Consider the following 22,370-nt stretch of genomic DNA (forward strand, 5'->3'; position numbering starts at 1 on the left):
TCCGCGTCCGAGGACGTGGCCGAGCCTCAGGACGAGCAGGAGTCCGACGCTGAGGACGAGGACCTGCGCGAGTCCGGTGTTCAGGACGAGGACGAGGTCGTGCGCGACGCTCAGGACGAGGCCGTGAGCGAGCCCGATGCCGACGACGAGGTCGTGCGCGATGCTGAGGACGAGGTCGTGCGCGGGCCCGACGCCGCGTCGGAGTCGGAGCACGCGGCGCCCGCTGCCGCCGAGCCCGAGGTCGACGACCGCCCGATGATCGAGCGCGTCGAGTCCCTGGTCCGCCGCTGGATCGCGCGCAGCGGCGAGTTCCCGGTCGAGCCCGCCGCCCAGCGGCTCGCGGGCGTGCTCCAGGACCCGAACGGACTCGACTTCACCGTCGGGTTCGTCGACGGCGTCGCCCGGCCCGAGGACCTCTCGGTCGCGGCCGAGAACCTCGCGGCGCTCACCGCGAAGACGCCCGCCTTCCTCCCCTCCTACCTGCGCGCCGCGATCAGCACCGGCGGCGCCGTCGGCCCCGTGTTGCCCTGGGTGGTCGTGCCCGCGGCCCGCCGGGTCCTCCGCCGCCTCGTCGGGCACCTCGTGGTCGACGCCTCGGAGGCCCGTCTCGGCGCGGCCGTCGCCACGCTGCGCGAGGGCGGCGACCGGCTCAACCTCAACCTCCTCGGCGAGGCCGTGCTCGGCGAGCGCGAGGCCCGCCGCCGCCTCGAGGGGACCCTCCGCCTGCTCGAGCGGCCGGACGTCGACTACGTCAGCGTCAAGGTCTCGAGCGTCGTCAGCCAGCTGTCGATGTGGGCCTTCGAGGAGGAGGTCGACCGCGTCGTGGAGCGTCTCACCCCGCTCTACCAGGCCGCCGCGTCCGGAGCCGACCCCACCTTCATCAACCTCGACATGGAGGAGTACCGCGACCTCGACCTGACGGTCGCCGTGTTCCGACGCCTCCTCGAGCAGCCGGGCATGCTCGACCTCGAGGCGGGCATCGTCCTGCAGGCCTACCTGCCCGACTCCGTCCGCGTGCTCGACGAGCTGACCGAGTGGGCGCAGGAGCGCCGGGCCCGCGGCGGAGCCCCGATCAAGGTGCGCGTCGTGAAGGGCGCGAACCTCGCGATGGAGAGGGTCGACGCGGCCCTGCACGACTGGCCGCTCGCGACGGTCGGCAGCAAGGTGGAGGCCGACACGAACTACAAGCGCCTGCTCGACCGGGCACTGCGGCCGGAGCGCGTCGACGCGGTGCGCGTGGGCGTCGCCGGGCACAACCTCTTCGACCTCGCCTGGGCGTGGCTCACGGCGACCGAGCGCGGGGTGACCGGCGCGGTCGACATCGAGATGCTGCTCGGCATGGCGACCGGGCAGGCGCGCGCCGTCCGCGAGGACGTGGGACGCCTCCTCCTCTACACGCCCGTCGTGCACCCGCACGAGTTCGACGTGGCGATCTCGTACCTCATCCGACGGCTCGAGGAGAACAGCAGCCCCGAGAACTTCCTGTCGGCCGCGTTCCGCCTCGACGACGAGGAGGTGCTGCAGCGGGAGCTCGGCCGCTTCCGCGCCTCGCTCGAGGCCCTCGACGACTCCGTCCCGCCGCCGAACCGCACGCAGGACCGCCTGCGGGAGTGGTCCTCCGGCTCCGGCCGCCGCCTCGTGCAGGAGCACGCCCGCGCCGGCGAGCGGGCGCAGGACCCGGCCGCCGCGGGCCTGACGCAGGCCGTCCTCGGCCTCAGCCGCGGCTCCGGCGCCGCCGCCGCGACCGCGGGCTTCCACAACGAGCCCGACACCGACCCCGCCCTCCCCGGCAACCGCCGCTGGGCGCGCCTGATCACCGAGCGCATCGCCGGCTCGACCATCGGAGCGGGCACGGCCGACGCCGCGCGCGTGAGCACCGAGGCGGAGCTCCAGGAGGTGCTGCGCACGGTGTCCCGCCGCGCGGAGCGCTGGGGCGAGCGCCTGGGCTACGACCGAGCGGCCGTGCTCGACCGCGCCGGCCTCGTCCTCGCCGCGAACCGCGACCGCCTGATCGAGGTGATGGCCTCCGAGACCGGCAAGACGATCGCCGAGGCCGACCCCGAGGTCTCCGAGGCCATCGACTTCGCCCACTACTACGCCACCCGCGCCCGCGAGCTCGACGCCGTCACCGGGGCCACCTTCGTCCCCGCGCGGGTCACCGTCGTCGCTCCGCCGTGGAACTTCCCGGTCGCCATCCCGGCCGGATCGATCCTCGCGGCGCTCGCCGCCGGCTCCGGAGTCGTGGTGAAGCCGGCGCCCCAGGCCCGCCGCTCGGCCGCTGTGCTCGTCGAGGCGCTCTGGGACGCGGGCATCCCGCAGGAGCTCCTCGCCCTGGTCGACCTCGACGAGGAGGAGCTGGGACGGGCGCTGATCACCGACCCCCTCGTGGACCGCGTGCTGCTCACCGGCTCTTACGAGACCGCCCGACTCTTCCGCTCCTGGCGGCCCGGCCTCGCACTGCAGGCCGAGACCAGCGGCAAGAACGCGATCATCGTCACTCCCCACGCCGACTACGACCTCGCCGTCGCCGACATCGTCCGCAGCGCCTTCGGGCACGCCGGCCAGAAGTGCTCCGCCGCCTCCCTGGTGATCCTGGTCGGCTCGGTCGCCCGCTCCAAGCGCTTCCGCGCCCAGCTGGTCGACGCCGTCACGTCGCTCCGCGTCGGCCGACCCGACGACCCGTCGGCGGTGATGGGGCCGCTCATCGAGGAGCCCACCGGCAAGCTCCTGCACGCGCTCACCACGCTGGGCGGAGGCGAGTCGTGGCTCGTCGAGCCGCAGCGCCTCGACGAGAGCGGCACGCTCTGGTCGCCCGGGATCCGCGAGGGCGTCACCGAGGACAGCTACGTCCACCTCACCGAGTTCTTCGGCCCCGTGCTCGGGATCATGCACGCGGCGACCCTCGAGGACGCCGTCCGGATGCAGAACGGCACCGAGTACGGGCTCACGGCCGGGCTCCACTCCCTCCACGCCGACGAGCTCGCCCTCTGGATCGACTCGGTCGAGGCGGGCAACCTCTACGTCAACCGGGGCATCACCGGAGCCATCGTCCGGCGCCAGCCCTTCGGCGGATGGAAGCGCTCGTCCGTCGGCGGCGGCGCGAAGGCGGGCGGACCCAACCACCTCATCGGCCTCGGCTCCTGGAAGCCCTCGCCCGCGCGCTCCTCCTCGACGCTGCACCTGCGCGGCCTCGACGACCGCGCGCGCCAGTTCATCGAGGCGGCTCAGTCCTCGCTCCGGTTCGAGCAGTTCGACCTGCTCCGCCGCTCCGCACTCTCCGACCAGCTCGCCTGGGCGACCGAGTTCGGCGTCGTCACCGACATCTCGAAGGTCGGCGTCGAGCGCAACCTGTTCCGCTACCTCCGCGTGCCGATCGCGCTGCGCCTGGCCGACGGCGGCGACCTCGGAGAGCTCCTCCGCGTCATCGCCGCCGGCCTGCTGACCCGCTCCCGGATGGACATCTCCACGTCCCTCCCGCTCCCGCCGCGGGTTCAGGAGATGCTCGGCGGCGACGAGCTCGCCGAGATGGCGGGCCTCGTCCCGCGCATCGTCGTCGAGACCGACGCCCAGTGGCTCGAGCGCGCCGCGGCCGCCCGCATCACGGCCCCGCGCATCCGCATCATCGGCGACATCGTCTCCGACCGCGTCGACGGCTACGCGGGCCCGCAGGCCCCCGGCAGCCCGACGCACGGACAGCAGGCCGTCGTCCGCCGATCGTCCGACTCGACCGGCTCCTTCACCGACGTCGTCGCCGGCATGACCCGCGGCAGCACGGGCACGCCGGTCCCGCTCACCCGCGCCGACGGATCCCGCGTCCCCCTCGCGACCGCCCTCGCCGAAGCCCTCGGCGGCGCCCTCGACACCGCCGTCTACGCCGACCCGGTCACCCCCGCCGGCCGCGTCGAACTGCTGCCCTTCCTCCGCGAGCAGGCGATCTCGATCACGAACCACCGCTTCGGCAACCCGATCGATCTGAGCGACGACGTGCTGTAGTCGATTCCACGCCCGTCCCTGACGGGCGTGGCGCGGTCGGCTTCTCGACGGGGTGCGTTCTGTGGAGCGGGGGACGTTCGGCTACAGCGATCCGCTCGCACGCGGATCGCTGGTTCGCCTCGGGGGGCGGTGCTTGCGGGGATGGTGTGGATCGAGTGTGGCGCGGTCGGCTTCGCGACGGGGTGCGGTCTGAGGAGCGGGTGCGTACGGCTGCAGCGATCCGCTCGCATGCGGATCGCTGGTTCTCCTCGGGGGCGGTGCTCGCGGGGATGGTGAGATCAGGCTGGCGCGGGTCGGCCTCCCGACGGAGGCTCGGGACGCGGCTCGACGAGGGGCGACGGGGGACTTACTTGTCGCGGCAAGTAGTGGGTAGGGTGGAGGGATGAGTGCGCCCGAGACACGTTGGCTGACGCCCGATCAGCTCGACGCCTGGCTGCGCTTCATCGCGGTCGTGGAACTGCTGCCGGGCGCCCTCGACACGCAGCTGCAGCGCGACGCAGGGCTCACGCACTTCGAGTACCTGACGCTGGCGATGCTGTCCGAGGCGCCCGACCGCGCCCTCCGGATGACCACGCTCGCCGCCCGCACCAACGCGACCCTGCCCCGCCTCTCGCACGTGGTGACCCGCCTCGTCGCCCGCGGCTACCTCGAGCGCCGCCCCTGCGCCTCCGACGGCCGCGCCACGAACGCGGTGCTCACCGACGCCGGCCTCCAGAAGATCGTCGACACGGCGCCCGGTCACGTCGCGACCGTGCTGGCCGACGTCATCGATCCGCTCGACGCCGAGCAGATCCCGCAGCTGGCCGACATCATGTCGCGCATGCTCGCCCGGCTCGACCCCGAGGGCAGGATGACGGTCGACGCCGTGCGCTCCTCGCTCGGAGACCCCGACACCCGCTCCTGCTGAGCGCACCGACCCCTCACTCCCGGGGCGGACCGGCGTCGGCCGCGGCCGGATCCGTGCACAGGAACTCCCGGACAGGCCCGTCAGGGTCCTCGAGGCCGCGCGCCCACAGGGAGCCGAGGTCCTGCACCGCGACCGGCTCGGCGCCGCCGGAGGCCGGCCCGATCCCGAGCACCTCGCCGACCTCCTCCCGGCTGCCGACGCTCACCGCGAAGAGGCCCTGCACCCGGGAGCGCGCGTCGACGATCTCCTTCGACCTGGAGGTCGAGAAGGAGGGGTGCGGGACGACCATCGCGGACACGTGCTCGGAGGCGACGGAGCAGGCGGCGTCGTTGCTGAACAGCGGACTCAGGGCTGAACAGAGGATCCAGGGTCCGGCCGAGCGCCGGGGAGAACGCCCTCGAGCGCTCCGGATCCGTGAACGGGAGGTCGACGAGGATCGAGTCGACGGCCCTCCGCGTCAGTCCGGCGATCGGCCGCGCGACACGCGGGAGTCCGTGCCATCATCGCCTCGTGCAGTTCACCACGACGCTCTTCCAGATCGGCAACAACACCGGCATCGAGGTGCCGCCCGAGGTCCTCGAGGCACTCGGCGGCGGCAAGCGTCCCGCCGTCGCGGTGACGGTGAACGGCTACCGCTTCACCAGCACGGTCGGAGCGATGGGAGGACGCGCGCTCATCCCGTTCTCGGCCGACAAGCGCCGCGAGACGCAGCTCGCCGGCGGTGACGCGATCGACGTCGTGATCGAGCTCGACACCGCGCCGCGCGAGGTCGTCGTGCCGGAGGACCTGGCGTCCGCGCTGGCCTCGGCGGGCGCTGCGGAGCGCTTCGCCGCGCTCTCGCCCAGCGCGCGGAAGGCCCACGTCACGTCGGTCGAGGGCGCGAAGGCCGCCGAGACGAGGGCGCGCCGCGTCGCCTCGATCGTCGCGGCGCTCGCCGGCTGACGGGCGCGCCACGGTCCGTGACGCGACCTCCCCGCCGGATAGGCTGCCTCCGGCGCCCCACGGCGGAGCGCCCTGGAAGCGGAGTCGGGGGACTTGATGGGTGCGGTTCGGCGTTGGGTGTTCCCGATCGTGTGGATGGTCATCATCGGAGCGGCGAGCATCGCCCTGGTGAAGATCGCGTTCTTCCCGGACGGCGCGGCCGAGGCCGATCCGACGCAGCCGACCGGTGAGATCACCGAGCCGACCGTCACGGTCGCCCGCGGCACGGTCACCAACGACCTCACCCTCCAGGGCACCGTCGCCGCCGACCCCGCCGTGCCGCTCAAGGCGACGGCGGCCGGAACGGTCGACGACGTCTACGTGCAGCAGGGCGCGGCCGTCGCGTCGGGCGATCTCATCTACGACATCCGCGTCGAGACTCCGCGCGACCCGGTCGAGACGACCGGCCCGGACGGCGCCGTCACCCTCACCCAGCAGGAGCCCTCCGTGCGCTTCGAGCGGGTCTACGCCGCGACCGGCGGCACCCTCAGCGCCCTCGGCGTCATCCACGACCAGGCCGTCACGGTCGGCGAGGTGACCGGACAGGTCGCGCCGCCGAGCTACGCCGTCACCGGCACGATCGACGCGCAGCAGCTCTACCGCATCCAGAACCGGCCGACGGAGGCGCAGGTCGCGATCACCGGCGGGCCCGCGGGCTTCACCTGCACCGACCTCACCATCAGCACCCCTCTCGCCGGGGCCGGCGAGGGCGGCACGACCGGCGGAGCGACGGACGGCGGCGGCGGTGGAACCTCCACCGGCGGCTCCGGCACGAGCTTCACCTGTCAGGTGCCGACGGAGGTCACCGTGTTCCCCGGGCTCGCCGCCTCGGTGACGCTCGCGGGAGGCAAGGCGGAGGACGTCCTCGTCGTGCCGACCACCGCGGTCGAGGGCACCGCCCAGTCCGGCGTCGTGTTCCGCCGGGCGGACGACGGCAGCACCGAGGAGGTCCCGGTGACGCTGGGACTCACCGACGGCAGCTCCGTCGAGATCACCGGCGGAGTGGAGGAGGGCGCCGAGCTCCTGCAGTTCGTGCCGGGCGCGGAGGAGGCTGCTCCCGACGTCCAGCTGGGCGGCGACTGCATCGCGCAGCCCGACGGCTCGGTCTTCTGCTCGTGACGATCCTCCGGCTCGAGGGGATCCGCAAGGTCGTCCCGCTGCCCGACGCACCGCCGCTGACGATCCTCGACGGCGTCGATCTCGAGGTGGGCGAGGGCGACCACGTCTCGGTCGTGGGGCGCAGCGGTTCCGGCAAGTCGACGCTGCTCAACATCCTCGGACTGATCGACGAGCCGACCGAGGGTCGGATGCTGCTCGAGGGTGCTCCCACCGAGACCCTGTCCTCGCGGGCCCGCGCGCGCATCCGCGGCGGCAGCATCGGCTTCATCTTCCAGCAGTTCAACCTGCTGGAGGGGCGGACCGCCCGCGAGAACGTGATGACGCCGCTGCTCTACGCGACCGGATCGGAGTTCTGGCGCCGCCGCGACCTCGCGGCCGAGATGCTGGAGCGGGTCGGCCTCGGGCACCGCGTGGACTCGATGCCCGGGCGCATGTCCGGCGGCGAGCAGCAGCGGATCGCGATCGCCCGCGCCCTGGTGCGCCGACCGCGGCTGATCCTCGCCGACGAGCCGACGGGCGCCCTCGACACCGACACCGGCGAGAGCGTGATGGGCCTGCTCGACGAGATCGCCCGCGAGTCCGGCTCCGCGCTGGTCACCATCACCCACGACCCGGCCATCGCGGCGCGGGCCGAGCGCCACTACCGGCTCGACCACGGCCGACTGGGCTCGACCGCGGATGCGGGCCCCGTCGCCGAGGCGGTGGTCCTCTGATGCGCGTGCTCGTCGGGATCGCCGGCGCGATCGTCGAGGCGTGGACCGAGCTGCGGATCCACCGCGGCCGCGTGCTGCTCTCGCTGATCGGAGTCGCGGTGGCCGTCGCCGCCCTGACTGCGGTCGTCGCCGCCGGCGGCATCGCCCGCCAGGCCAGCATCGAGCAGGCCGAGCGCTCCAGCGGGCGCCCGGCGAGCCTCTTCCTCTCCGCCTACCCCTCCGGCACCGGCACCGCCGAGGTGGATGCCGACGCACTCCAGGCCGCGTGGACCGGTGCGCTCGAGCGGTACTCCATCACCTACGCGAGCCGCTCGACCTACGGCAGCGCCCGCGTCCAGTTCGCCGACGGCGCCGTCGACGTCGCGGTGCAGGCGGTCGACCAGCCCTTCGCCGAGATGCACCGGCTGAAGATCGTGGACGGCTCCTGGTTCACCGCCCGCGACTCCCAGCGCCTCGCTCCCGCACTCGTCGTCAACGAGCGCTTCTGGGAGCGGATCGGGAGCCCGGATCTGCGCACCCACCCGGTGGTCACCCTGCTCGGCTCCGAGCGCGACGTCACGGGCGTGGTGGTCGGCGTGACTCCCTCCTCGCAGTTCGAGACGGATCCGTCGATGATGATGCTCGCGGACGCCTACCCGGCGGTCGCCCGCGACGCCGACCCGCAGTACGGCGGGCAGGGCGTGCCGAACTACGAGATGTGGGTGCCGCTCGACCTGGCCGAGCCCCTCGCCGCGGCGGTGGAGCGCGACGTGGCCGGCGCCCTGGGATCCGACTTCGAGGTGTCGGTCGACCGGCAGGACTACCTGGTCTACGACTCCGACCCCTTCGGCGTGCTGACCTGGGTGATCGGCGGCGTGGCGGGCCTGGTGCTGGCGCTCGGCGCGCTCGGACTGCTCAACATCGCCCTGGTCACCGTCCGGCAGCGGATCCGCGAGATCGGCATCCGACGCAGCTTCGGCGCCTCCTCCGGCCGCATCTTCTTCTCGATCATGATGGAGAGCGTCGTGGCGACCGTCGTCGCGGGAGTGGTCGGCGTGACGGTCGCGGTCATCCTCGTCACCAACCCGTGGACGGTGGCCTTCGTGCAGGACAACGGGATCGCCGACATCCCGCCTTTCCCGGCCGAGGCGGCGCTGCTCGGGCTCGGGGCGGCGACCCTCGTCGGCGCGCTCGCGGGCCTGGTGCCGGCGATCGTCGCCGTGCGGGTGAAGGTGATCGACGCGATCCGCTACTGAGGCCCGCCGAGGGTGACGACGAGCTCGTCGCCCTCGAGCACGGCGCGTGCGTCGGAGTAGTGCGCGATCCGGGGCAGCCCCCGGGTGCTCGCGCTCTCATGGCTCCCGACGACGATCACGCGCATGCCGGCGTCCAGACCCGCCCGGATGCCGGCCTCGGCGTCCTCGAACACCAGCGCGTCCTCGGGGGAGACGCCGAGCAGGGCTGCGGCGGCGAGGTAGCCGTCGGGAGCAGGCTTGCCGTTCGCGACGTCGTGCGCGGTGACGACGGTGTCGGGGGAGGGGACGCCCGCCGCAGCCAGACGTGCGGCCGCCAGCGCCGGGCTCGCGGACGTGACCAGGGCGACGCGCTCGCGGGGGAGTGAGGCGAGGAACGCCGTCGCGCCGGGGATCTCGACGGTGCCCTCGGTGTGCTCGAGCTCGTACGCGTCGAGCTCCGCGACGATCGCGTCGACGTCGCTGCCGGCCGGAGCGAAGCGGCGGACGCTGTCGGCGGCGCGGACACCGTGAACGGCGCCGAGCACCGCGTCGTGGTCGAGAGCGAAGCGCTCGGCGAAGGCACCCCAGATGGTCTCCACGACGGCCGTCGAGTCGACGAGCGTCCCGTCCATGTCGAAGAGGGCGGCGCGGGCTCGGAGGAGGTGGGGCATGCGTCCATCCTGGCGGTCGGCGGCCTCCGGCGCCTGCCGGTGCGGACAGCGCTCGGACAGCGCGCGATCAGCCCGCCCTCAGGCCACGCATCGTGTCGCGGCGCTACGGTGGTCCGAGATCGCGGGCAGACGCCCGGAGGGGAGTGGAGGACGCCATGACGGACGACAACGGAACCGGCACGGACCAGGGCGCGAGCACGGGCGGCGAGGCCTCCGGACCCCGCGCCGGGTGGTACCCGGACCCGGCGGGCTCGTCCCGTCAGCGCTGGTGGGACGGGACCGGCTGGACGGAGTCGCTCCGCGACGCGCCGGCGGCCACTCCCACCGCCCCGGCCGGGAGCGGGTCGGCGCAGGCCGCCGCGACTCCCGTTCCGCCGACCGCACCGACTCCGCCCGCGCCGCCCGCCGAGCGTCCCGCCTACGGGGAGACGTCGAGCGGAGCGGCGACGAGCTACGGACAGTCGGCCTCGGGTCGGTATCCGCAGCAGCCGCCGTCCGCCGACCCGCAGCAGGGCTACGGGCAGGGCTACGGGCAGGGCTACGGGCAGGGCTACGGCCAGCAGGGCGCCGGCCAGCAGCAGCCGCAGCAGCCGCAGCAGCCCTCCGGCCAGCAGGCTCCCCAGCAGTACGGCCAGCAGCCGCAGCAGCCCTACGGCCAGCAGCAGCCGCAGTACCCGGCCTACGCCGCGGCTCCCGGAGCACCCGTGCAGCAGCGCGACACGAGCATCGTCACGTCCACCCCGTGGATCTGGGTGGTGGTCCTCCTGCCGCTGCTCTCGGCGCTGTCGATCTTCCTCCTCCCGCCGAGCGCGATCGTCGACTCGTCGATGGCCTCGACCTACGGGCCGAGCTCCTCGATGGGGATGTCGACCGCCTACCTCGTCGGCCTCGGCGTGCTCCAGGTCGTCGGCTTCCTGATCTACGCGGCGGAGGTCGTCTTCGCCTTCCTCGACTGGCGCCAGCTGAAGCGAGCCGGCCTGCAGCGTCCGTTCCACTGGGCGTGGGCCTTCCTCGCCGCTCCCTACGTCTACGTGATCGGCCGCAGCGTGGTCGTGAAGCGCGTGACCGGAGGCGGCCTCCTCCCGCTCTGGGTCTTCCTCGGCGTCGTGGTCGTGTCGTTCCTCATCGCGATCGGCTGGACGGTGTCGCTGTTCTCCCTGATGACGCAGGCCTTCGCTCCCGCGGGCTTCTGAACCCGTGAGCGCCGCCGATCTCGTCCTGACCGGCGGCGCCGTCTTCACCGCCGACGCCGTGCGCTCCCGAGCGCACGGCGTCGCTGTCGTCGGAGGGCGGATCGTCGCGGTCGGCGCCGACGCCTCCGACCTGATCGGGCCGCGCACCGAGGTGATCGACCTCGAGGGCCGGATGCTCGTCCCCGGCTTCCAGGACGCCCACGTGCACCCGGTCTGGGGCGGCGCCGCGCTGCTGCGCTGCTGGCTCGGAGCGGGAGGGTCGCCCGCCGAGCACCTGGCGACGGTCGCCGGGTACGCGGCTCGGGAGAGCGGAGCGGAGTGGATCCTCGGCGGCGGCTGGAACCTGCCCGACTTCCCCGGAGGCACCCCGACCGCCCGCGAGCTCGACACGGTCGTCCCTGACCGGCCCGCCTTCCTCACCAACGCCGACGGGCACGGCGCCTGGGTCAACTCCGCCGCACTGCGCCTCGCGGGGATCGACCGCACCACGCCGGACCCCGCCGACGGCCGCATCGAGCGCCTGGCCGACGGGACCCCCTCCGGCACCCTGCACGAGGGGGCGATGGACGCGGTCCGCCGCCACCTCCCGCCCGCGAGCGCGGACGAGCTCCACCGGGCGCTGCTCCTCGGTCAGGAGACCCTGCACTCGTTCGGAGTGACGGCGTGGCAGGACGCGATCATCGGCTCCTACGGCGATGTCGGCGACCCCGGTCCGGTATACAGCCGCGCGGCGCTGAGCGGCGAGCTGACCGGGCGCGTCCGCGGTGCGCTGTGGTGGGACCGGGGCCGCGGCGTCGAGCAGATCCCGGAGCTCGTCGAGCGGCGCGCGGCGCTCGCCGCCGACGGCTTCGCGCCGACGACCGTCAAGATCATGCAGGACGGGGTCGCCGAGAACTTCACGGCGGCGATGCTCGAGCCCTACCTCGACGGGCACGGCGGCCACGGTCACGGCGACGGCCTCTCGATGGTCGACCCGCGCCTCCTGAACGAGGCCGTGCCGCTCCTGGACGCGGCCGGGTTCCAGGTGCACTTCCACGCGATCGGCGATCGCGCCGTGCGCGAGTGCCTGGACGCGGTCGAGCGGGCGATCCAGGCGAACGGGCGCCGCGGCAACCGCCACCACCTCGCCCACCTGCAGGTCGTGCATCCGGACGACCTGCCGCGCTTCCGTGCGCTCGACGTCGCGGCCAACCTGCAGATGCTGTGGGCCTCGCTGGAGCCGCAGATGGTGGAGCTGACGCTGCCGTTCCTCGGTGAGCGGCGCGGTTCGTGGCAGTACCCCTTCGGCGACCTGCTCCGCTCGGGCGCGGTGCTCGCCGCGGGGAGCGACTGGCCGGTGTCGACGCCCGACCCGCTCGCCGCGATCCACGTCGCGGTGAACCGGCTCTCGGCGCCGTCCGAGCGCGAGCCGGGGTGGAGCGAGGAGGTGTTCCTCCCGGAGCAGCGCCTCGACCTCGCCACCGCCCTCTCCGCCTCCACGGCCGGCTCGGCGTGGGTGAACGGCCTGGACGGCGAGTCGGGCTCGATCGCCGTGGGACTCGCGGCGGACTTCGCCCTGCTGGACCGGGACCCCTTCGCCGGCGACCCCCGCACGATCGGGGACACCCGGGTGCTGGGCACCTGGATCGGCGGCGAGCGCGTCCACACCGCAGCGGACGCGCCCGCCTGATCCGGGTCGTTCAGGAGGCGGCGCTCAGCAGGTGATCGCTCCGCCGATGATCCCCGCGAGCAGCCCGCCGGTCGCGGAGGCGATCGCGCCGGGACCGGAGATCGCGCCGATCACCCCGCCGGTCGCGGCACCGCTGACGCCGCTCCCGGCGACGCAGTGGCCCCACTCGGGCGAGCTCCAGTCGCTGTTCAGGTGCAGGCCGCCCGCCGCCGAGCGGGACGCCGAGTCCGGGGCGAAGTGGAAGGTGAGCGTGTCGGAGTCGTCGATCGACCAGTGGCCCGACACGGTGCGGCCGCGTCCGACGTCGATCCTCTCCGGGAGTGCGTCGGACGTCTCGGCGCCGTCCGTGAAGCCGACCCCGCCGCCCGCCAGCTCGACGATCCGCGTGTCGTCGGTGACGTCGAAGGTCACCGTCGACGCCGATCCGCCCCGTGCCTCGAGGTGCACCCGGCTGCTCGTCTCCTGCCTCGCCGGCTCGGCGTGCGCGGCCTGCGCTGTGAACAGCGGCACCGCCAGCAGAGCGGCCGCCGCCGCGACCAGTGCCGTGCTCGTCCTCTGTCGTTCCATCGTCGTTCCCTCCCTCGGATTCCGATCCAGGAGGGAGGGCTCAGCGCCGCCGGTCGACGAGGGCGAGGACGACGGACGCCACCGCTGCCGCGACGGCGGCGGTGACCACGACGTCCCACGGATCCTCGGCGCCCACCGCGGTCGCGACGAGGTGCCCGGCCAGGACGCCGACGAACAGTGCCGGCAGCATCAGCCAGATGCGCCGTCTCCGTCGTGCCGCCGTACCGGCCTGTTCCCTGTCGCTCATGCTCGCCCTCCTGGATTCACCATACAGGTATGGAGTACCAGGCGGTCGCGACGCGCGTCGAGGAGGTGGCGCGATCCGTCAGGCCTCGCTGCGCTGGATGAGGCGGGAGAGGACGATCGCGGAGCGCGTGTGGTCGACGTTGGGCGCGATGCGGACCTTCTCGAGGGCGAGCTCGAGGCTAGGGATGTCGCGCGAGCGGATGTGGACGATCGCGTCGGCGGAGCCGGTGACCGTGCCCGCGTCGACGACCTCGGGGACCGCGGAGAGGATGCGGCGGAGCTCGTCCGGAGCGACGGTGCCGCGGCAGAAGAGCTCGACGTAGGCCTCGGTGGCCATGCCGTCGACCGCGGGGTCGACCTTGATCGTGAAGCCGCGGATCACGCCGTCGGCCACGAGGCGGTCGACGCGGCGCTTCACCGCGGAGGCGGAGAGCCCGACCACGCCGCCGATGTCGCCGTAGCCCGCGCGGGAGTTCTGGCGCAGCAGATCGAGGATCTTCCGATCGATGTTGTCCATGCTCCGAGGATAGGCGCGGCCGGAGCGGCGCCTGGACGGCAGCAGAGTGCCACTGGAGATTCGTGACGCCCGGCTATATAGTTGCTCTCGGTCAATAGTTGATCGCGGTCAACTAGAACCGCCGCCGTGCTGAAGAGGAGCCCATGTCACACCCCGAACACCGCGCCGCATCGCGCGGAACCACCGCGCCGCACGCCCCCGCCGGGCCGGACGGCGCCATGTCGCACCGCCAGGTGCTCGAATCGCTCAGCGGCCTGCTGCTGGGCATGTTCGTCTCGATCCTCGCGGGCACGGTCGTGTCGACCTCGCTGCCCCGGATCATCTCCGACCTCAAGGGCGACCAGAACGCCTACACCTGGGTCGTCACCGCGACCCTGCTCGCGACCACGGTCTCCACCCCGCTCTGGGGCAAGTTCGCCGACCTGTTCAACCGCAAGCTGCTGATCCAGCTCGCCCTCGGGCTGTTCGTCATCGGCTCCGCCCTGGCCGGCTTCTCGCAGGACACGAACATGCTGATCGTCTTCCGCGTGTTCCAGGGCCTGGGCGCCGGCGGACTCGCCGCGCTGAGCCAGATCATCATGGCCGACATCATCAGCCCCCGTGAGCGCGGCAAGTACGCCGGCCTCTTCGGCGGCGTGATGGCGATCGGCACCGTCGGCGGCCCGCTCCTGGGCGGCGTCGTGACCGACGCGTTCGGCTGGCGCTGGAACTTCTTCATCGCGATGCCCGTCGCGATCGTCGCGATCGTCCTCCTCCAGATGACCCTCCGCCTCCCCGCGCACCCGAAGCGCAAGGTGCGGATCGACTACCTCGGCGCCGTGCTCATCGCGGGCGGAGTCTCGCTCCTGCTGATCTGGGTCTCCCTCGCCGGCAAGAACTTCGACTGGGCCTCGTGGGAGACCGCGGTCATGGTCGGCGGTGCCGTCGTGCTGCTGATCGCCGCCGTGATCACCGAGCTCACCGTGGCCGAGCCGATCATCCCGATGGGGATGTTCAAGAACCGCACCTTCAGCCTCGCCGTCGTGGCGAGCGTCTCGGTCGGCGTCTCGATGTTCGGCGTCGCCGTCTTCCTCGCGCAGTACATGCAGCTGGCCCGCGGAGCCACGCCGACCCAGTCGGGCCTGCTCACCATCCCGATGATGGCCGGCCTGCTGATCGCGTCGACGATCTTCGGCGGGATCATCTCCCGCACCGGCAAGTGGAAGGCGATCATGATCAGCGGCGGCGTGCTCGCCGTGATCGGAACCTCCCTCCTCAGCACCCTCCGCTACGACACGGACCTGGTCCTCGTCGGGATCTACATGGCCGTCCTCGGCGCCGGCCTGGGCATGCTGATGCAGAACCTCGTCCTGGTGGTGCAGAACTCGATCGAGGTGAAGAACCTCGGCGTCGCGACCAGCGCGGTCACGTTCTTCCGCAGCCTCGGCGGCACCGTCGGAGTCTCGGTCCTGGGCTCGATGCTCGGCACCGTGATCGCCGACCGCATCAAGACCGGCATCGCGGGTCTCGCTCCCGCCGACCAGGCTCTCGCCGCGCAGGCGCTGGGCAGCGGCACGATCCCGCAGCCGGCGACCCTGCCCGACGCCGTGCGCGTCGTGGTCGAGAGCGCCTACGGGATCGGCGTGGGCGACGTGTTCCTCTACAGCATCCCGCTCGCCGTGGTCACGCTGATCGCCGTCGTCCTCCTGCCCAACGTGAGCCTCGGCTCGAAGAACGCGGTGCAGCTCAAGGCGGAGCCGACCACTCCGCTGCAGGCCGCGGAGGACGCCCTCATCGCCGCCTCGGACGGCCAGGCAGCGCTCCGCCCCGTCGGCCAGGCCCGGCGGACGGACGACGCGACGCACGCCCGGGAGGGTCGCGAGGCCACTCCCGCCGGACACGGCCGCCACGCCGACGACGAGCGGCAGGAGGAGCCGGTCGGGCACGCACGCCACGCCGCTCCCACCGGCTCCGTCGACGTGATCGAGCGCTCCTGATGCCCGCCGCCGCGCCCTCGGCCGAGGCGCTGCACGAGGTCGAGGAGCAGATCACCGTGCTCGCCGTCCAGGTGCGCCTCGCCGTCCGGGACGCGGCGGCGTCGATCGACCCGGCGCTGCCGCCCTTCGGACTGCGGCTGCTGCGGATCCTCGAGCGCTGCGGTCCGGTCCACTCCGGCGCCGCGGCGGAGCGGCTCGGGGTCGACCGCAGCGCGATCAGCCGCCAGGCCCGCCAGCTCGCCGAGCTGGGCCTGGTCGAGATGACCTCCGATCCCGCCGACGGCCGAGCGCGGTTCCTCTCGCTCAGCGCGGCCGGATGCGAGCGGATGCGCGACCTCGGCGGCCGTCAGCGGCAGCGGATGCAGGAGGCGCTGAGCGCCTGGCCCGAGGAGGACCTGCGTGCGTTCGCGGGATACCTGGAGCGGCTGACCGCGGCGGAGTGACCCGCGTGATCTGGACGAGTGGCGCGGACCGACGGGGTCCGCGCCACTTCTGCGTGCGGGCCGCCGGACGCGGCGCGGGCGCGCTGACCGCGTGCCGTCTCGCGCCACCCGGTGCCGACGGCGTCGTGGCCGTTCTACATTTCCTGAGATGTTCTCACTCAGGAGGCGATGACCCTGTTCTCTTTCGACCACGCAGCAGCGGCGGAGCTGGTCCGCGCCTCGGACGAGGCGGCGGAGGCGCTCGCCTCCCAGGGGCTGCTGAGGTCCGTCGCTGCCGAGTACGCGCTGGGCGAGTTCCGCGGCGCGTACGCCGAGCTGTTCCGCCGGGTCCGCCTCTGCGACAGGGAGAACCGCGGTCGGCTGAGCGCCGAGCTGCACGAGCTCGCCGTCACGGTGCGGCTCGTGGCACGGAAGGCCGAGGAGGAGCGTCGGCGCCGGGAGGAGTACGCGGCCTGGGAGCGGCGGGCGGACGAGCGCGAGCAGCAGTGCCGCCTCGATCCGGTCGCGGCCCTCGCGGCGGGAGTCGAGGAGGTCGTCGACCGGCCGCCGTCCGATCGGCCGGTCGTGCCTCCGCCGATCCGTGCGCTGTTCTCCCCCCGGTCGGTGCCCCGCACGTCCCGGGGCGGCCCCGCCGCGGGAGGCACGACCTCCGCCGACCCCGAGCGCCTCGACGTCTTCGTCTCGCAGACCCGGCAGGCGGACGAGGCGATGCGCTCCCGGCTCCAGGATCTGATGGCCGCCTGGGGAGCCTTCGGCAACCGCTGCTCGTGGGCGCCGGTCGAGTCCTTCTCGGTGCTCCGGGGCTTCCGCGAGCTGCTGTCGATCGGTGCGGCCGACGCGACCTGGGTCGAGCAGATCTCCCTGGCCTTCACCGCCGCGGGGGGAGCGGCGCTCTCCGTTCCGGTCCTCGACGCCGTCGGCACCCTGGCGCGGCCCCGGGGCGGCCGGAGCCTGCTCGACTCCCTCGCGGCGCTCTCGTCCGACGATCTCGCGACACTCCTGGCGGCGTCGCCCGACCTCGCGGCGCGCCTCGGGCGACTGGCTCCGACCCTCGTGAACGACTGGTGGCGGAGCCTCGACTCCACGGACGGCGCGCGCTTCTCGCCGCAGCAGGAGGCGCTGGTCGCCGGTCTGCCCGGGGTGATCGGGAATCTGGAGGGTGTTCCCTACCGCGCCCGGGTGAGGGCGAACGAGAGGGCGCTGAGGGCGCGGATCGTGGCGCTGAGGAGCGAGGCGGCGGGCCTGCGCGGGAAGGCGGGCGACGGGGAGCGACTCGCGGCGGTGGAGTCGCAGCTGGTGGCGCTGAGGGACGTGCGGGCATCGCTCCGGCGCGGTCTCGGTCAGGACCCGCGCTTCCTCATCTCCTTGACCGCCGACGAGCCTCCGCTCGCCGCCGTCTCGATCGGCGATCCCGACACCGCCACGAACGTCACCTACGCCGTCCCCGGGATGGGACAGACGACGGAGAGCATGACCCGATGGACGAAGGCGTCGCAGAATCTGCAGTCGCTCCTCCCGCCCGGCAGCGCCGTCGTCTCCTGGATCGGCTACGAGACCCCGCCGATGGCGCGGCTCGGCGGGAACGGCATGGACGTCCTCACCTCGAACCAGGCGGTCGCCGGCGGCGCCGCACTCGCCTCGGCTGTCCAGGGGCTCTCCGCGGTCCGGGGCGACGACCTGCCGAAGCCGAACGTCGTCGCCCACTCCTACGGCAGCACCGTCATGGCCGTCGCCGCCTCGCGCTCGGACGTCGAGCTCGGGGTCGTCGTGACGCTGGGCTCGGCCGGCCTCCCGGACAGCGTCGACGAGGCGAGCGACCTGCACGCGGAATCCGTTTTCGCGGGGCAGGCGCGGGACAAGTACCTCGGCGAGACCGAGAGCGGCGACGAGGCCGCGTGGATGGGCCGCGCATTCAGCTGGAACCACCACACGGATCCCGCAGACGAGGACTTCGGCGCGCGCGTCTTCGGTGTGGAGACCGGAGGCGACGCCGGGAGGATCGTGACGGATCACGCTGCGCTGAAGAGCGACGACGGCGATCTCGCGGGGTATCTCGACACGAACACCGAGTCCCTGCAGAACGCGGCGTGGGCCGTCTCCCGGCGACTCGACCTGCTGACCGTGAACCGGCCGCTCGGACCGACCGCCTTCCAGAAGGCGGTCGTGGGAGCCTCCCATGGCGGGTAGAGGCTCTCCTCAGCGGACGGGCGTCGCGCTGACCGTCGCCGCTCTGCTCGTGATGTCGATGACCGCTTGTGCAACGGAGAAGGAGGCGAGACCGGTGAGCACGATGAGTCCTCGGGAGGGTCGGGATCGGGTGGTGGAGTTCGTGCGGGACTCCGCGGGGCGGCTCGATGTGGAGGGGTGGTGGCCGCGGAGCGGCGCGGCCAGGCCCGATGTGTGCGGCCCCGGCGACCGGGTGAGCGGTGCGAGCTACAGCTACGCCTGGTGGGCCCCGGCGGGCACCGATGTCGAGGGGGATGCGCGGAAGGTCGCGGACTACTGGGAGTCGCTGGGGATGACGGTGAGAGTGACCGATTCGACTCCGCGCCCGACGGTCTACGGGCAGGGCGGACCGGTGCTGCGGGCGAGCTTCGTCACCGGCGCTGTCGAGGAGATGTACATGATCGGGGCGGAGATGCCGTGCGCGCCCGGCGATTTCGAATCACTCCTCCTCGAGGACGAGGCTCAGCGCGCGGCGGGCGCGGTCCTTCCGGGTGATGAAGGGGTCGTCCCGAAGCCGGATCCGTGGGACCTCCCACTCCAGTCCGATCCGTCGGGTTCCGGCTCGGAGGGATGAGCCGCCCCGTCCACCGCGTCCGGATCGGAGATGCCGACGTCGCTTCCGTTGCCGGGGGAGGGGTCGGCCTCAGCGCGGTGCGCCCACCAGCTGCGCGACGTGCACGACGAAGGCGCGGCGGCGGTCGCGCGTCTCCTCCCCGCCCCGGGAGGCGAAGGGGGTGAGGTGCCAGATCTCGCAGAGGCCGAGGAGGGCGATGAAGAGGTCGTCGGCGGACCAGCTCGCGTCGACGACGCCGGTGCGCTGCCACTCGAGGACCCGGGCCTCGGGGGCGGGGACCCCGCCGAGCTGCTCGCCGGCCTCCTCCCAGACGCCGGCTCCCTCCAGGCGCGCCCACGTGAGCAGGCGCAGGAACTCCGGGTGCTCCCACACATGGTCGAACATGCGGCCCGCGAGGTCGGGGAGGTCCGCCGCCTCGGCGAGGAGCGTCTCGTCGAGAGCGCCGAGCGCCTCGACGACGGTCGCGACGAACAGGCCGCGCTTGCCGCCGTAGTAGGCGTAGAGCCGCTCCTTGTTCAGACCCGCCGCCGCGGCCACACGGTCGACTCGGGCGCCCGCGAAGCCGTGGGCGGCGAACTCGACGGAGGCCGCGCGGAGGATCCGCTCGCGCGCGGGCAGCGCCGCATCGGATGTCGGCTCCATGGTTCACCTCCGGGCGCTCGAACGATACACTCTTCTTCGCCCAACCAACTGGTTGGGGTGGTTCGGCCCCGACGACGCGGCTCGGATCCGGACCCGCCGGTCCCGCTCCGCTCCGTGTGAAAGGCCGCCATGCCCGTCCCGTCCGCTCCCTCCTCCGCCCGCCGCTGGTGGGTGCTCGTGATCCTCGCGCTCACGCAGCTCGTCGTCGTGCTCGACGGCACCATCGTCACGATCGCCCTCCCCGCCGCGCAGGCCGATCTCGGCCTCACCGACGTCGAGCGCCAGTGGGTCGTCACCGCCTACGCCCTCGCGTTCGGCGCGCTCCTGCTCCTGGGCGGCCGCATCGCCGACTACACCGGCCGCAAGCGCACCTACCTGATCGGCATGATCGGCTTCGGCGCCGCCTCCGCCTGGGGCGGCCTCGCCACCTCGGGCACCGAGCTGATCGCCGCCCGCGGGCTGCAGGGCGCCTTCGCCGCGCTGCTCGCCCCGGCCGCTCTGGCCCTCCTCACCGTCTCCTTCCCCTCCGGCCGCGAGCGGGGCACGGCCTTCGCCGTCTTCGGAGCGGTCGCCGGAGCGGGCGCCGCCGTCGGCCTCGTGCTGGGCGGGCTGCTCACCGAGTTCGCCGACTGGCGCTGGTGCCTCCTCGTCAACGTCCCCGTCGTCGTGGTCGGCGCGATCGCCGGCCAGCTGCTCGTCACCGAGAGCCGCGCGGAGGGGCGCAACCGCTTCGACGTCGCCGGGACGATCACCGTCGCGCTCGGGCTCGCGAGCGTCGTCTACGGCTTCACCCTCGCCGAGCAGGGCTGGCTCCGCGTCGACACCCTCGGCTTCCTCCTCGTCGGCGTGCTGCTGCTGGCCCTCTTCGTGCGGATCCAGGCCCGCTCCGACCACCCGTCGCTGCCGCTGCGCATCGTCGCCGACCGCGTCCGCGGCGGAGCATTCCTGGTCCAGGCGATCGTCGGCAGCGTGATGATCGGCTCCACCCTCTACCTGACCCTGCACCTGCAGCTGGTCCTGGGCCTGCCGCCGCTCGAGGCGGGCCTGGCCAATCTGCCGATGACGGTGACGATCATGATCGTCGCGGGAGTCGCCGCCAAGCTGCTGCCGCGCACCGGCCCGCGCGTGCTGATGATCGTCGGCCCGCTGATCGCGGCGGCCGGGCTCCTCTACCTGAGCCGCATCACCCCCGACGGCGGCTACCTCCTCGAGGTGCTGCCCGCGCTGATCCTCCTGGGCGTCGGCATGGCGATGGTCTTCGTGCCGCTGCAGAATCTCGCGCTCACCGGAGTCGCGGCCCACGACGCCGGTGCCGCCGGAGCGACCGCGAACGCCGCCATGCAGATCGGCGGCTCGATCGGGCTGTCGATCTTCACGACCCTCTACGCGGGAGTCGCGGGTGAGCAGCAGTCGCCGGTCGCCTTCGTCGACGGCTACTCCGCGGTCTTCGTCGCGGCCGCGATCGGGCTGGTCGTCGCCTTCGTCGTCGCCGTCGCGATGATCCGGGTGAAGAAGGAGGAGTTCCTCGCTCAGGCTCCGAAGGAGGCCGTCGCCCACCTGGGCTGATCCCGGCCTAGGCTCGGAAGCGCCATGCAGCCACTGACCGAGACCGAGATCCGCGAGTCCTTCGTCAACGCCTCCCGCAAGGAGGTCGCCGATCTCGCGCTGCCGAAGGACTTCGACGCGCTCGACTGGTCGGTCATCGACCATCTCGGCTGGCGCGACCGGAGGATGGGCCGCCGCGCCTACGTCGTCGTGCCGCTGGAGGAGCGCCTCGTCGGGGTCCTGCTCACCCAGGCCGACGCCCTGCCGCGCTCGCGGGCGCAGTGCTCGTGGTGCCGCGACGTGCAGCTCCCGAACGACGTCGTCTTCTTCGGGGCGCGGAAGGCCGGAGCGGCCGGGCGGGCGGGGGACTCGCTCGGCACGCTCGTCTGCTCCCGCTTCGAGTGCTCGGTGAACGTGCGGCGGCGCCCGTCGGTGGCCTACATCGGGTTCGACCTCGAGGCGGCGCGAGCGCAGCGGATCGCGACTCTGCGGGCGCGCACCGGGGGCTTCGCGCGCGAGGTGCTCGGCGAGGCGTGACCGCGCTCAGCGGCGCGTGGACGCGCGCACGTGCATCCGCTCGCCCTGGCGGCCGAAGAGGCTGAGGAACTCGACCTGCTGCTCGTCGGCGCGGCCGAACCAGTGCGGCACCCGGGTGTCGAACTCGGCGGCCTCGCCGGCCGGCAGCACCAGATCGTGCTCGCCGAGCCGCAGGCGGAGCCGCCCGCTCAGCACGTAGAGCCACTCGAAGCCCTCGTGCGCGCGCTGCTCCGCCGGCTCCGTCACCGGCCCGGCCGGGAGCGTGTGCTTGAACGCCTGGAGCGCGCCCGCGTCGCGGCTGAGCGGCTGGATGAGCATGCCGTTCCGGCGCACCGGCCGGCCGTGCACGCGGGGATCCTCCGGCGCGGCGCCGACGAGCTCGTCGAGCGGCGCCCCGAGGGCGCGGGCGATCGGGAGGAGCAGCTCCAGCGTCGCGCGACGGCCTCCGCTCTCGAGGCGCGAGAGGGTGCTCGCCGAGATGCCGGTCTCGGCCGCGAGGGACGCGAGCGTGCGGTCGCGGCGGGTGCGCAGGCGCCGGAGCCGTGGTCCGACGGCGGCGACGAGGACGTCGCGGAGACTGCGGCCGAGGGCGGTGGCGGCGGCGAGGCCGGCGAAGGAGGCGCCGAGGATCAGGACG

At 73.3% G+C, this 22,370-nt stretch carries 21 protein-coding genes; 14 read left to right on the top strand and 7 right to left on the bottom strand.

Annotated features, from left to right (window positions below):
• The first annotated feature begins 255 nt into the window (after positions 1 to 255).
• Both C5C10_RS06460 and C5C10_RS06465 read left to right on the top strand, forming a co-directional pair.
• Entirely contained in the window at positions 256 to 3,993 is a 3,738-nt protein-coding gene (locus tag C5C10_RS06460; RefSeq protein ID WP_104328849.1) for a proline dehydrogenase family protein, read from the top strand.
• A gap of 382 nt (positions 3,994 to 4,375) precedes the next feature.
• Complete coding sequence (locus C5C10_RS06465; protein ID WP_104233099.1) at positions 4,376 to 4,900, top strand: MarR family winged helix-turn-helix transcriptional regulator; 525 nt, start codon at positions 4,376 to 4,378, stop codon at positions 4,898 to 4,900.
• A 13-nt stretch (positions 4,901 to 4,913) separates the two neighbouring features.
• Here C5C10_RS06465 and C5C10_RS06470 read toward each other — a convergent pair whose 3' ends face one another.
• Positions 4,914 to 5,198, bottom strand: coding sequence for a hypothetical protein (locus tag C5C10_RS06470; protein WP_104328833.1), 285 nt, complete (start codon positions 5,196 to 5,198; stop codon positions 4,914 to 4,916).
• 212 nt (positions 5,199 to 5,410) lie between these two features.
• Between C5C10_RS06470 and C5C10_RS06475 the strand changes: the two genes are divergently transcribed.
• The 4 genes from C5C10_RS06475 to C5C10_RS06490 all read left to right on the top strand — a co-directional run bounded on the left by C5C10_RS06475 (position 5,411) and on the right by C5C10_RS06490 (position 8,948).
• Complete coding sequence (locus C5C10_RS06475) at positions 5,411 to 5,842, top strand: YdeI/OmpD-associated family protein (RefSeq protein WP_104328834.1); 432 nt, start codon at positions 5,411 to 5,413, stop codon at positions 5,840 to 5,842.
• Between the two features lie 135 nt (positions 5,843 to 5,977).
• Positions 5,978 to 7,000: an efflux RND transporter periplasmic adaptor subunit gene (locus C5C10_RS06480; RefSeq protein ID WP_104246912.1), complete on the top strand. Its 1,023-nt coding sequence runs from the start codon at positions 5,978 to 5,980 to the stop codon at positions 6,998 to 7,000.
• Positions 6,997 to 7,713, top strand: coding sequence for an ABC transporter ATP-binding protein (locus C5C10_RS06485; protein ID WP_104283158.1), 717 nt, complete (start codon positions 6,997 to 6,999; stop codon positions 7,711 to 7,713). Before C5C10_RS06480 ends, C5C10_RS06485 begins: the two co-directional genes overlap by 4 nt.
• Positions 7,713 to 8,948: an ABC transporter permease gene (locus C5C10_RS06490; RefSeq protein ID WP_104328835.1), complete on the top strand. Its 1,236-nt coding sequence runs from the start codon at positions 7,713 to 7,715 to the stop codon at positions 8,946 to 8,948. The genes C5C10_RS06485 and C5C10_RS06490 overlap by 1 nt, the downstream gene beginning before the upstream one ends.
• On the opposite strand, the gene C5C10_RS06495 is transcribed toward C5C10_RS06490, so the two are convergent.
• Positions 8,942 to 9,598: an HAD-IA family hydrolase gene (locus C5C10_RS06495; protein ID WP_104237636.1), complete on the bottom strand. Its 657-nt coding sequence runs from the start codon at positions 9,596 to 9,598 to the stop codon at positions 8,942 to 8,944. The genes C5C10_RS06490 and C5C10_RS06495 overlap by 7 nt on opposite strands.
• A 155-nt stretch (positions 9,599 to 9,753) precedes the next feature.
• Between C5C10_RS06495 and C5C10_RS18185 the strand changes: the two genes are divergently transcribed.
• Positions 9,754 to 10,791, top strand: coding sequence for a DUF2510 domain-containing protein (locus tag C5C10_RS18185; protein ID WP_258060455.1), 1,038 nt, complete (start codon positions 9,754 to 9,756; stop codon positions 10,789 to 10,791).
• 4 nt (positions 10,792 to 10,795) lie between these two features.
• Complete coding sequence (locus C5C10_RS06505) at positions 10,796 to 12,460, top strand: amidohydrolase (RefSeq protein ID WP_104328836.1); 1,665 nt, start codon at positions 10,796 to 10,798, stop codon at positions 12,458 to 12,460.
• Positions 12,461 to 12,484: 24 nt separating this feature from the next.
• Here C5C10_RS06505 and C5C10_RS06510 read toward each other — a convergent pair whose 3' ends face one another.
• From C5C10_RS06510 to C5C10_RS06515, 3 genes are all read right to left on the bottom strand, one after another.
• Positions 12,485 to 13,027: a hypothetical protein gene (locus tag C5C10_RS06510; protein ID WP_104233106.1), complete on the bottom strand. Its 543-nt coding sequence runs from the start codon at positions 13,025 to 13,027 to the stop codon at positions 12,485 to 12,487.
• A gap of 40 nt (positions 13,028 to 13,067) precedes the next feature.
• Positions 13,068 to 13,274: a hypothetical protein gene (locus C5C10_RS17545; RefSeq protein WP_146076614.1), complete on the bottom strand. Its 207-nt coding sequence runs from the start codon at positions 13,272 to 13,274 to the stop codon at positions 13,068 to 13,070.
• 78 nt (positions 13,275 to 13,352) lie between these two features.
• Complete coding sequence (locus tag C5C10_RS06515; RefSeq protein ID WP_104222855.1) at positions 13,353 to 13,790, bottom strand: Lrp/AsnC family transcriptional regulator; 438 nt, start codon at positions 13,788 to 13,790, stop codon at positions 13,353 to 13,355.
• A 218-nt stretch (positions 13,791 to 14,008) separates the two neighbouring features.
• On the opposite strand from C5C10_RS06515, the gene C5C10_RS06520 reads away from it, so the two are divergent.
• The 4 genes from C5C10_RS06520 to C5C10_RS06535 all read left to right on the top strand — a co-directional run bounded on the left by C5C10_RS06520 (position 14,009) and on the right by C5C10_RS06535 (position 19,009).
• Positions 14,009 to 15,766, top strand: a complete 1,758-nt coding sequence (locus C5C10_RS06520) for an MDR family MFS transporter (RefSeq protein ID WP_104328837.1) — start codon at positions 14,009 to 14,011, stop codon at positions 15,764 to 15,766.
• Positions 15,766 to 16,209 (top strand): MarR family winged helix-turn-helix transcriptional regulator, encoded by a 444-nt coding sequence (locus C5C10_RS06525; protein ID WP_104222853.1) that lies wholly within the window; start codon positions 15,766 to 15,768, stop codon positions 16,207 to 16,209. The genes C5C10_RS06520 and C5C10_RS06525 overlap by 1 nt, the downstream gene beginning before the upstream one ends.
• A gap of 168 nt (positions 16,210 to 16,377) precedes the next feature.
• Entirely contained in the window at positions 16,378 to 18,396 is a 2,019-nt protein-coding gene (locus C5C10_RS06530) for an alpha/beta hydrolase (RefSeq protein ID WP_104328838.1), read from the top strand.
• Positions 18,386 to 19,009: a hypothetical protein gene (locus tag C5C10_RS06535; RefSeq protein ID WP_104295269.1), complete on the top strand. Its 624-nt coding sequence runs from the start codon at positions 18,386 to 18,388 to the stop codon at positions 19,007 to 19,009. Before C5C10_RS06530 ends, C5C10_RS06535 begins: the two co-directional genes overlap by 11 nt.
• Positions 19,010 to 19,078: 69 nt before the next feature.
• Here the strand turns inward: C5C10_RS06535 and C5C10_RS06540 are convergent, their stop codons facing one another.
• Positions 19,079 to 19,651: a TetR family transcriptional regulator gene (locus tag C5C10_RS06540; RefSeq protein ID WP_104222850.1), complete on the bottom strand. Its 573-nt coding sequence runs from the start codon at positions 19,649 to 19,651 to the stop codon at positions 19,079 to 19,081.
• 129 nt (positions 19,652 to 19,780) lie between these two features.
• On the opposite strand from C5C10_RS06540, the gene C5C10_RS06545 reads away from it, so the two are divergent.
• A complete protein-coding gene (locus C5C10_RS06545; protein ID WP_104328839.1) occupies positions 19,781 to 21,217 on the top strand; it encodes an MFS transporter in 1,437 nt (478 codons plus the stop codon).
• 24 nt (positions 21,218 to 21,241) lie between these two features.
• Positions 21,242 to 21,733, top strand: a complete 492-nt coding sequence (locus C5C10_RS06550; RefSeq protein ID WP_104328840.1) for an FBP domain-containing protein — start codon at positions 21,242 to 21,244, stop codon at positions 21,731 to 21,733.
• A 6-nt stretch (positions 21,734 to 21,739) separates the two neighbouring features.
• On the opposite strand, the gene C5C10_RS06555 is transcribed toward C5C10_RS06550, so the two are convergent.
• Positions 21,740 to 22,363 carry a helix-turn-helix domain-containing protein gene (locus tag C5C10_RS06555; RefSeq protein ID WP_104251267.1) on the bottom strand — a complete coding sequence of 208 codons (624 nt, stop codon included), beginning with the start codon at positions 22,361 to 22,363 and terminating at the stop codon, positions 21,740 to 21,742.
• Between the last annotated feature and the right edge of the window lie 7 nt (positions 22,364 to 22,370).

Source organism: Rathayibacter sp. AY1A3 (assembly GCF_002930975.1).
GTDB lineage: Bacteria > Actinomycetota > Actinomycetes > Actinomycetales > Microbacteriaceae > Rathayibacter.

Coding starts and splice junctions, on each gene's coding strand:
- C5C10_RS06465 (WP_104233099.1), top strand. CDS start 4,376: ATGAGTGCGCCCGAGACACGTTGGCTGACGCCCGATCAGCTCGACGCC.
- C5C10_RS06545 (WP_104328839.1), top strand. CDS start 19,781: ATGCCCGTCCCGTCCGCTCCCTCCTCCGCCCGCCGCTGGTGGGTGCTC.
- C5C10_RS06495 (WP_104237636.1), bottom strand. CDS start 9,598: ATGCCCCACCTCCTCCGAGCCCGCGCCGCCCTCTTCGACATGGACGGG.
- C5C10_RS06525 (WP_104222853.1), top strand. CDS start 15,766: ATGCCCGCCGCCGCGCCCTCGGCCGAGGCGCTGCACGAGGTCGAGGAG.
- C5C10_RS06510 (WP_104233106.1), bottom strand. CDS start 13,027: ATGGAACGACAGAGGACGAGCACGGCACTGGTCGCGGCGGCGGCCGCT.
- C5C10_RS06515 (WP_104222855.1), bottom strand. CDS start 13,790: ATGGACAACATCGATCGGAAGATCCTCGATCTGCTGCGCCAGAACTCC.
- C5C10_RS06480 (WP_104246912.1), top strand. CDS start 5,978: ATGGTCATCATCGGAGCGGCGAGCATCGCCCTGGTGAAGATCGCGTTC.
- C5C10_RS06540 (WP_104222850.1), bottom strand. CDS start 19,651: ATGGAGCCGACATCCGATGCGGCGCTGCCCGCGCGCGAGCGGATCCTC.
- C5C10_RS17545 (WP_146076614.1), bottom strand. CDS start 13,274: ATGAGCGACAGGGAACAGGCCGGTACGGCGGCACGACGGAGACGGCGC.
- C5C10_RS06530 (WP_104328838.1), top strand. CDS start 16,378: ATGACCCTGTTCTCTTTCGACCACGCAGCAGCGGCGGAGCTGGTCCGC.
- C5C10_RS06490 (WP_104328835.1), top strand. CDS start 7,713: ATGCGCGTGCTCGTCGGGATCGCCGGCGCGATCGTCGAGGCGTGGACC.
- C5C10_RS06550 (WP_104328840.1), top strand. CDS start 21,242: ATGCAGCCACTGACCGAGACCGAGATCCGCGAGTCCTTCGTCAACGCC.
- C5C10_RS06535 (WP_104295269.1), top strand. CDS start 18,386: ATGGCGGGTAGAGGCTCTCCTCAGCGGACGGGCGTCGCGCTGACCGTC.
- C5C10_RS06460 (WP_104328849.1), top strand. CDS start 256: ATGATCGAGCGCGTCGAGTCCCTGGTCCGCCGCTGGATCGCGCGCAGC.
- C5C10_RS06520 (WP_104328837.1), top strand. CDS start 14,009: ATGTCGCACCGCCAGGTGCTCGAATCGCTCAGCGGCCTGCTGCTGGGC.
- C5C10_RS18185 (WP_258060455.1), top strand. CDS start 9,754: ATGACGGACGACAACGGAACCGGCACGGACCAGGGCGCGAGCACGGGC.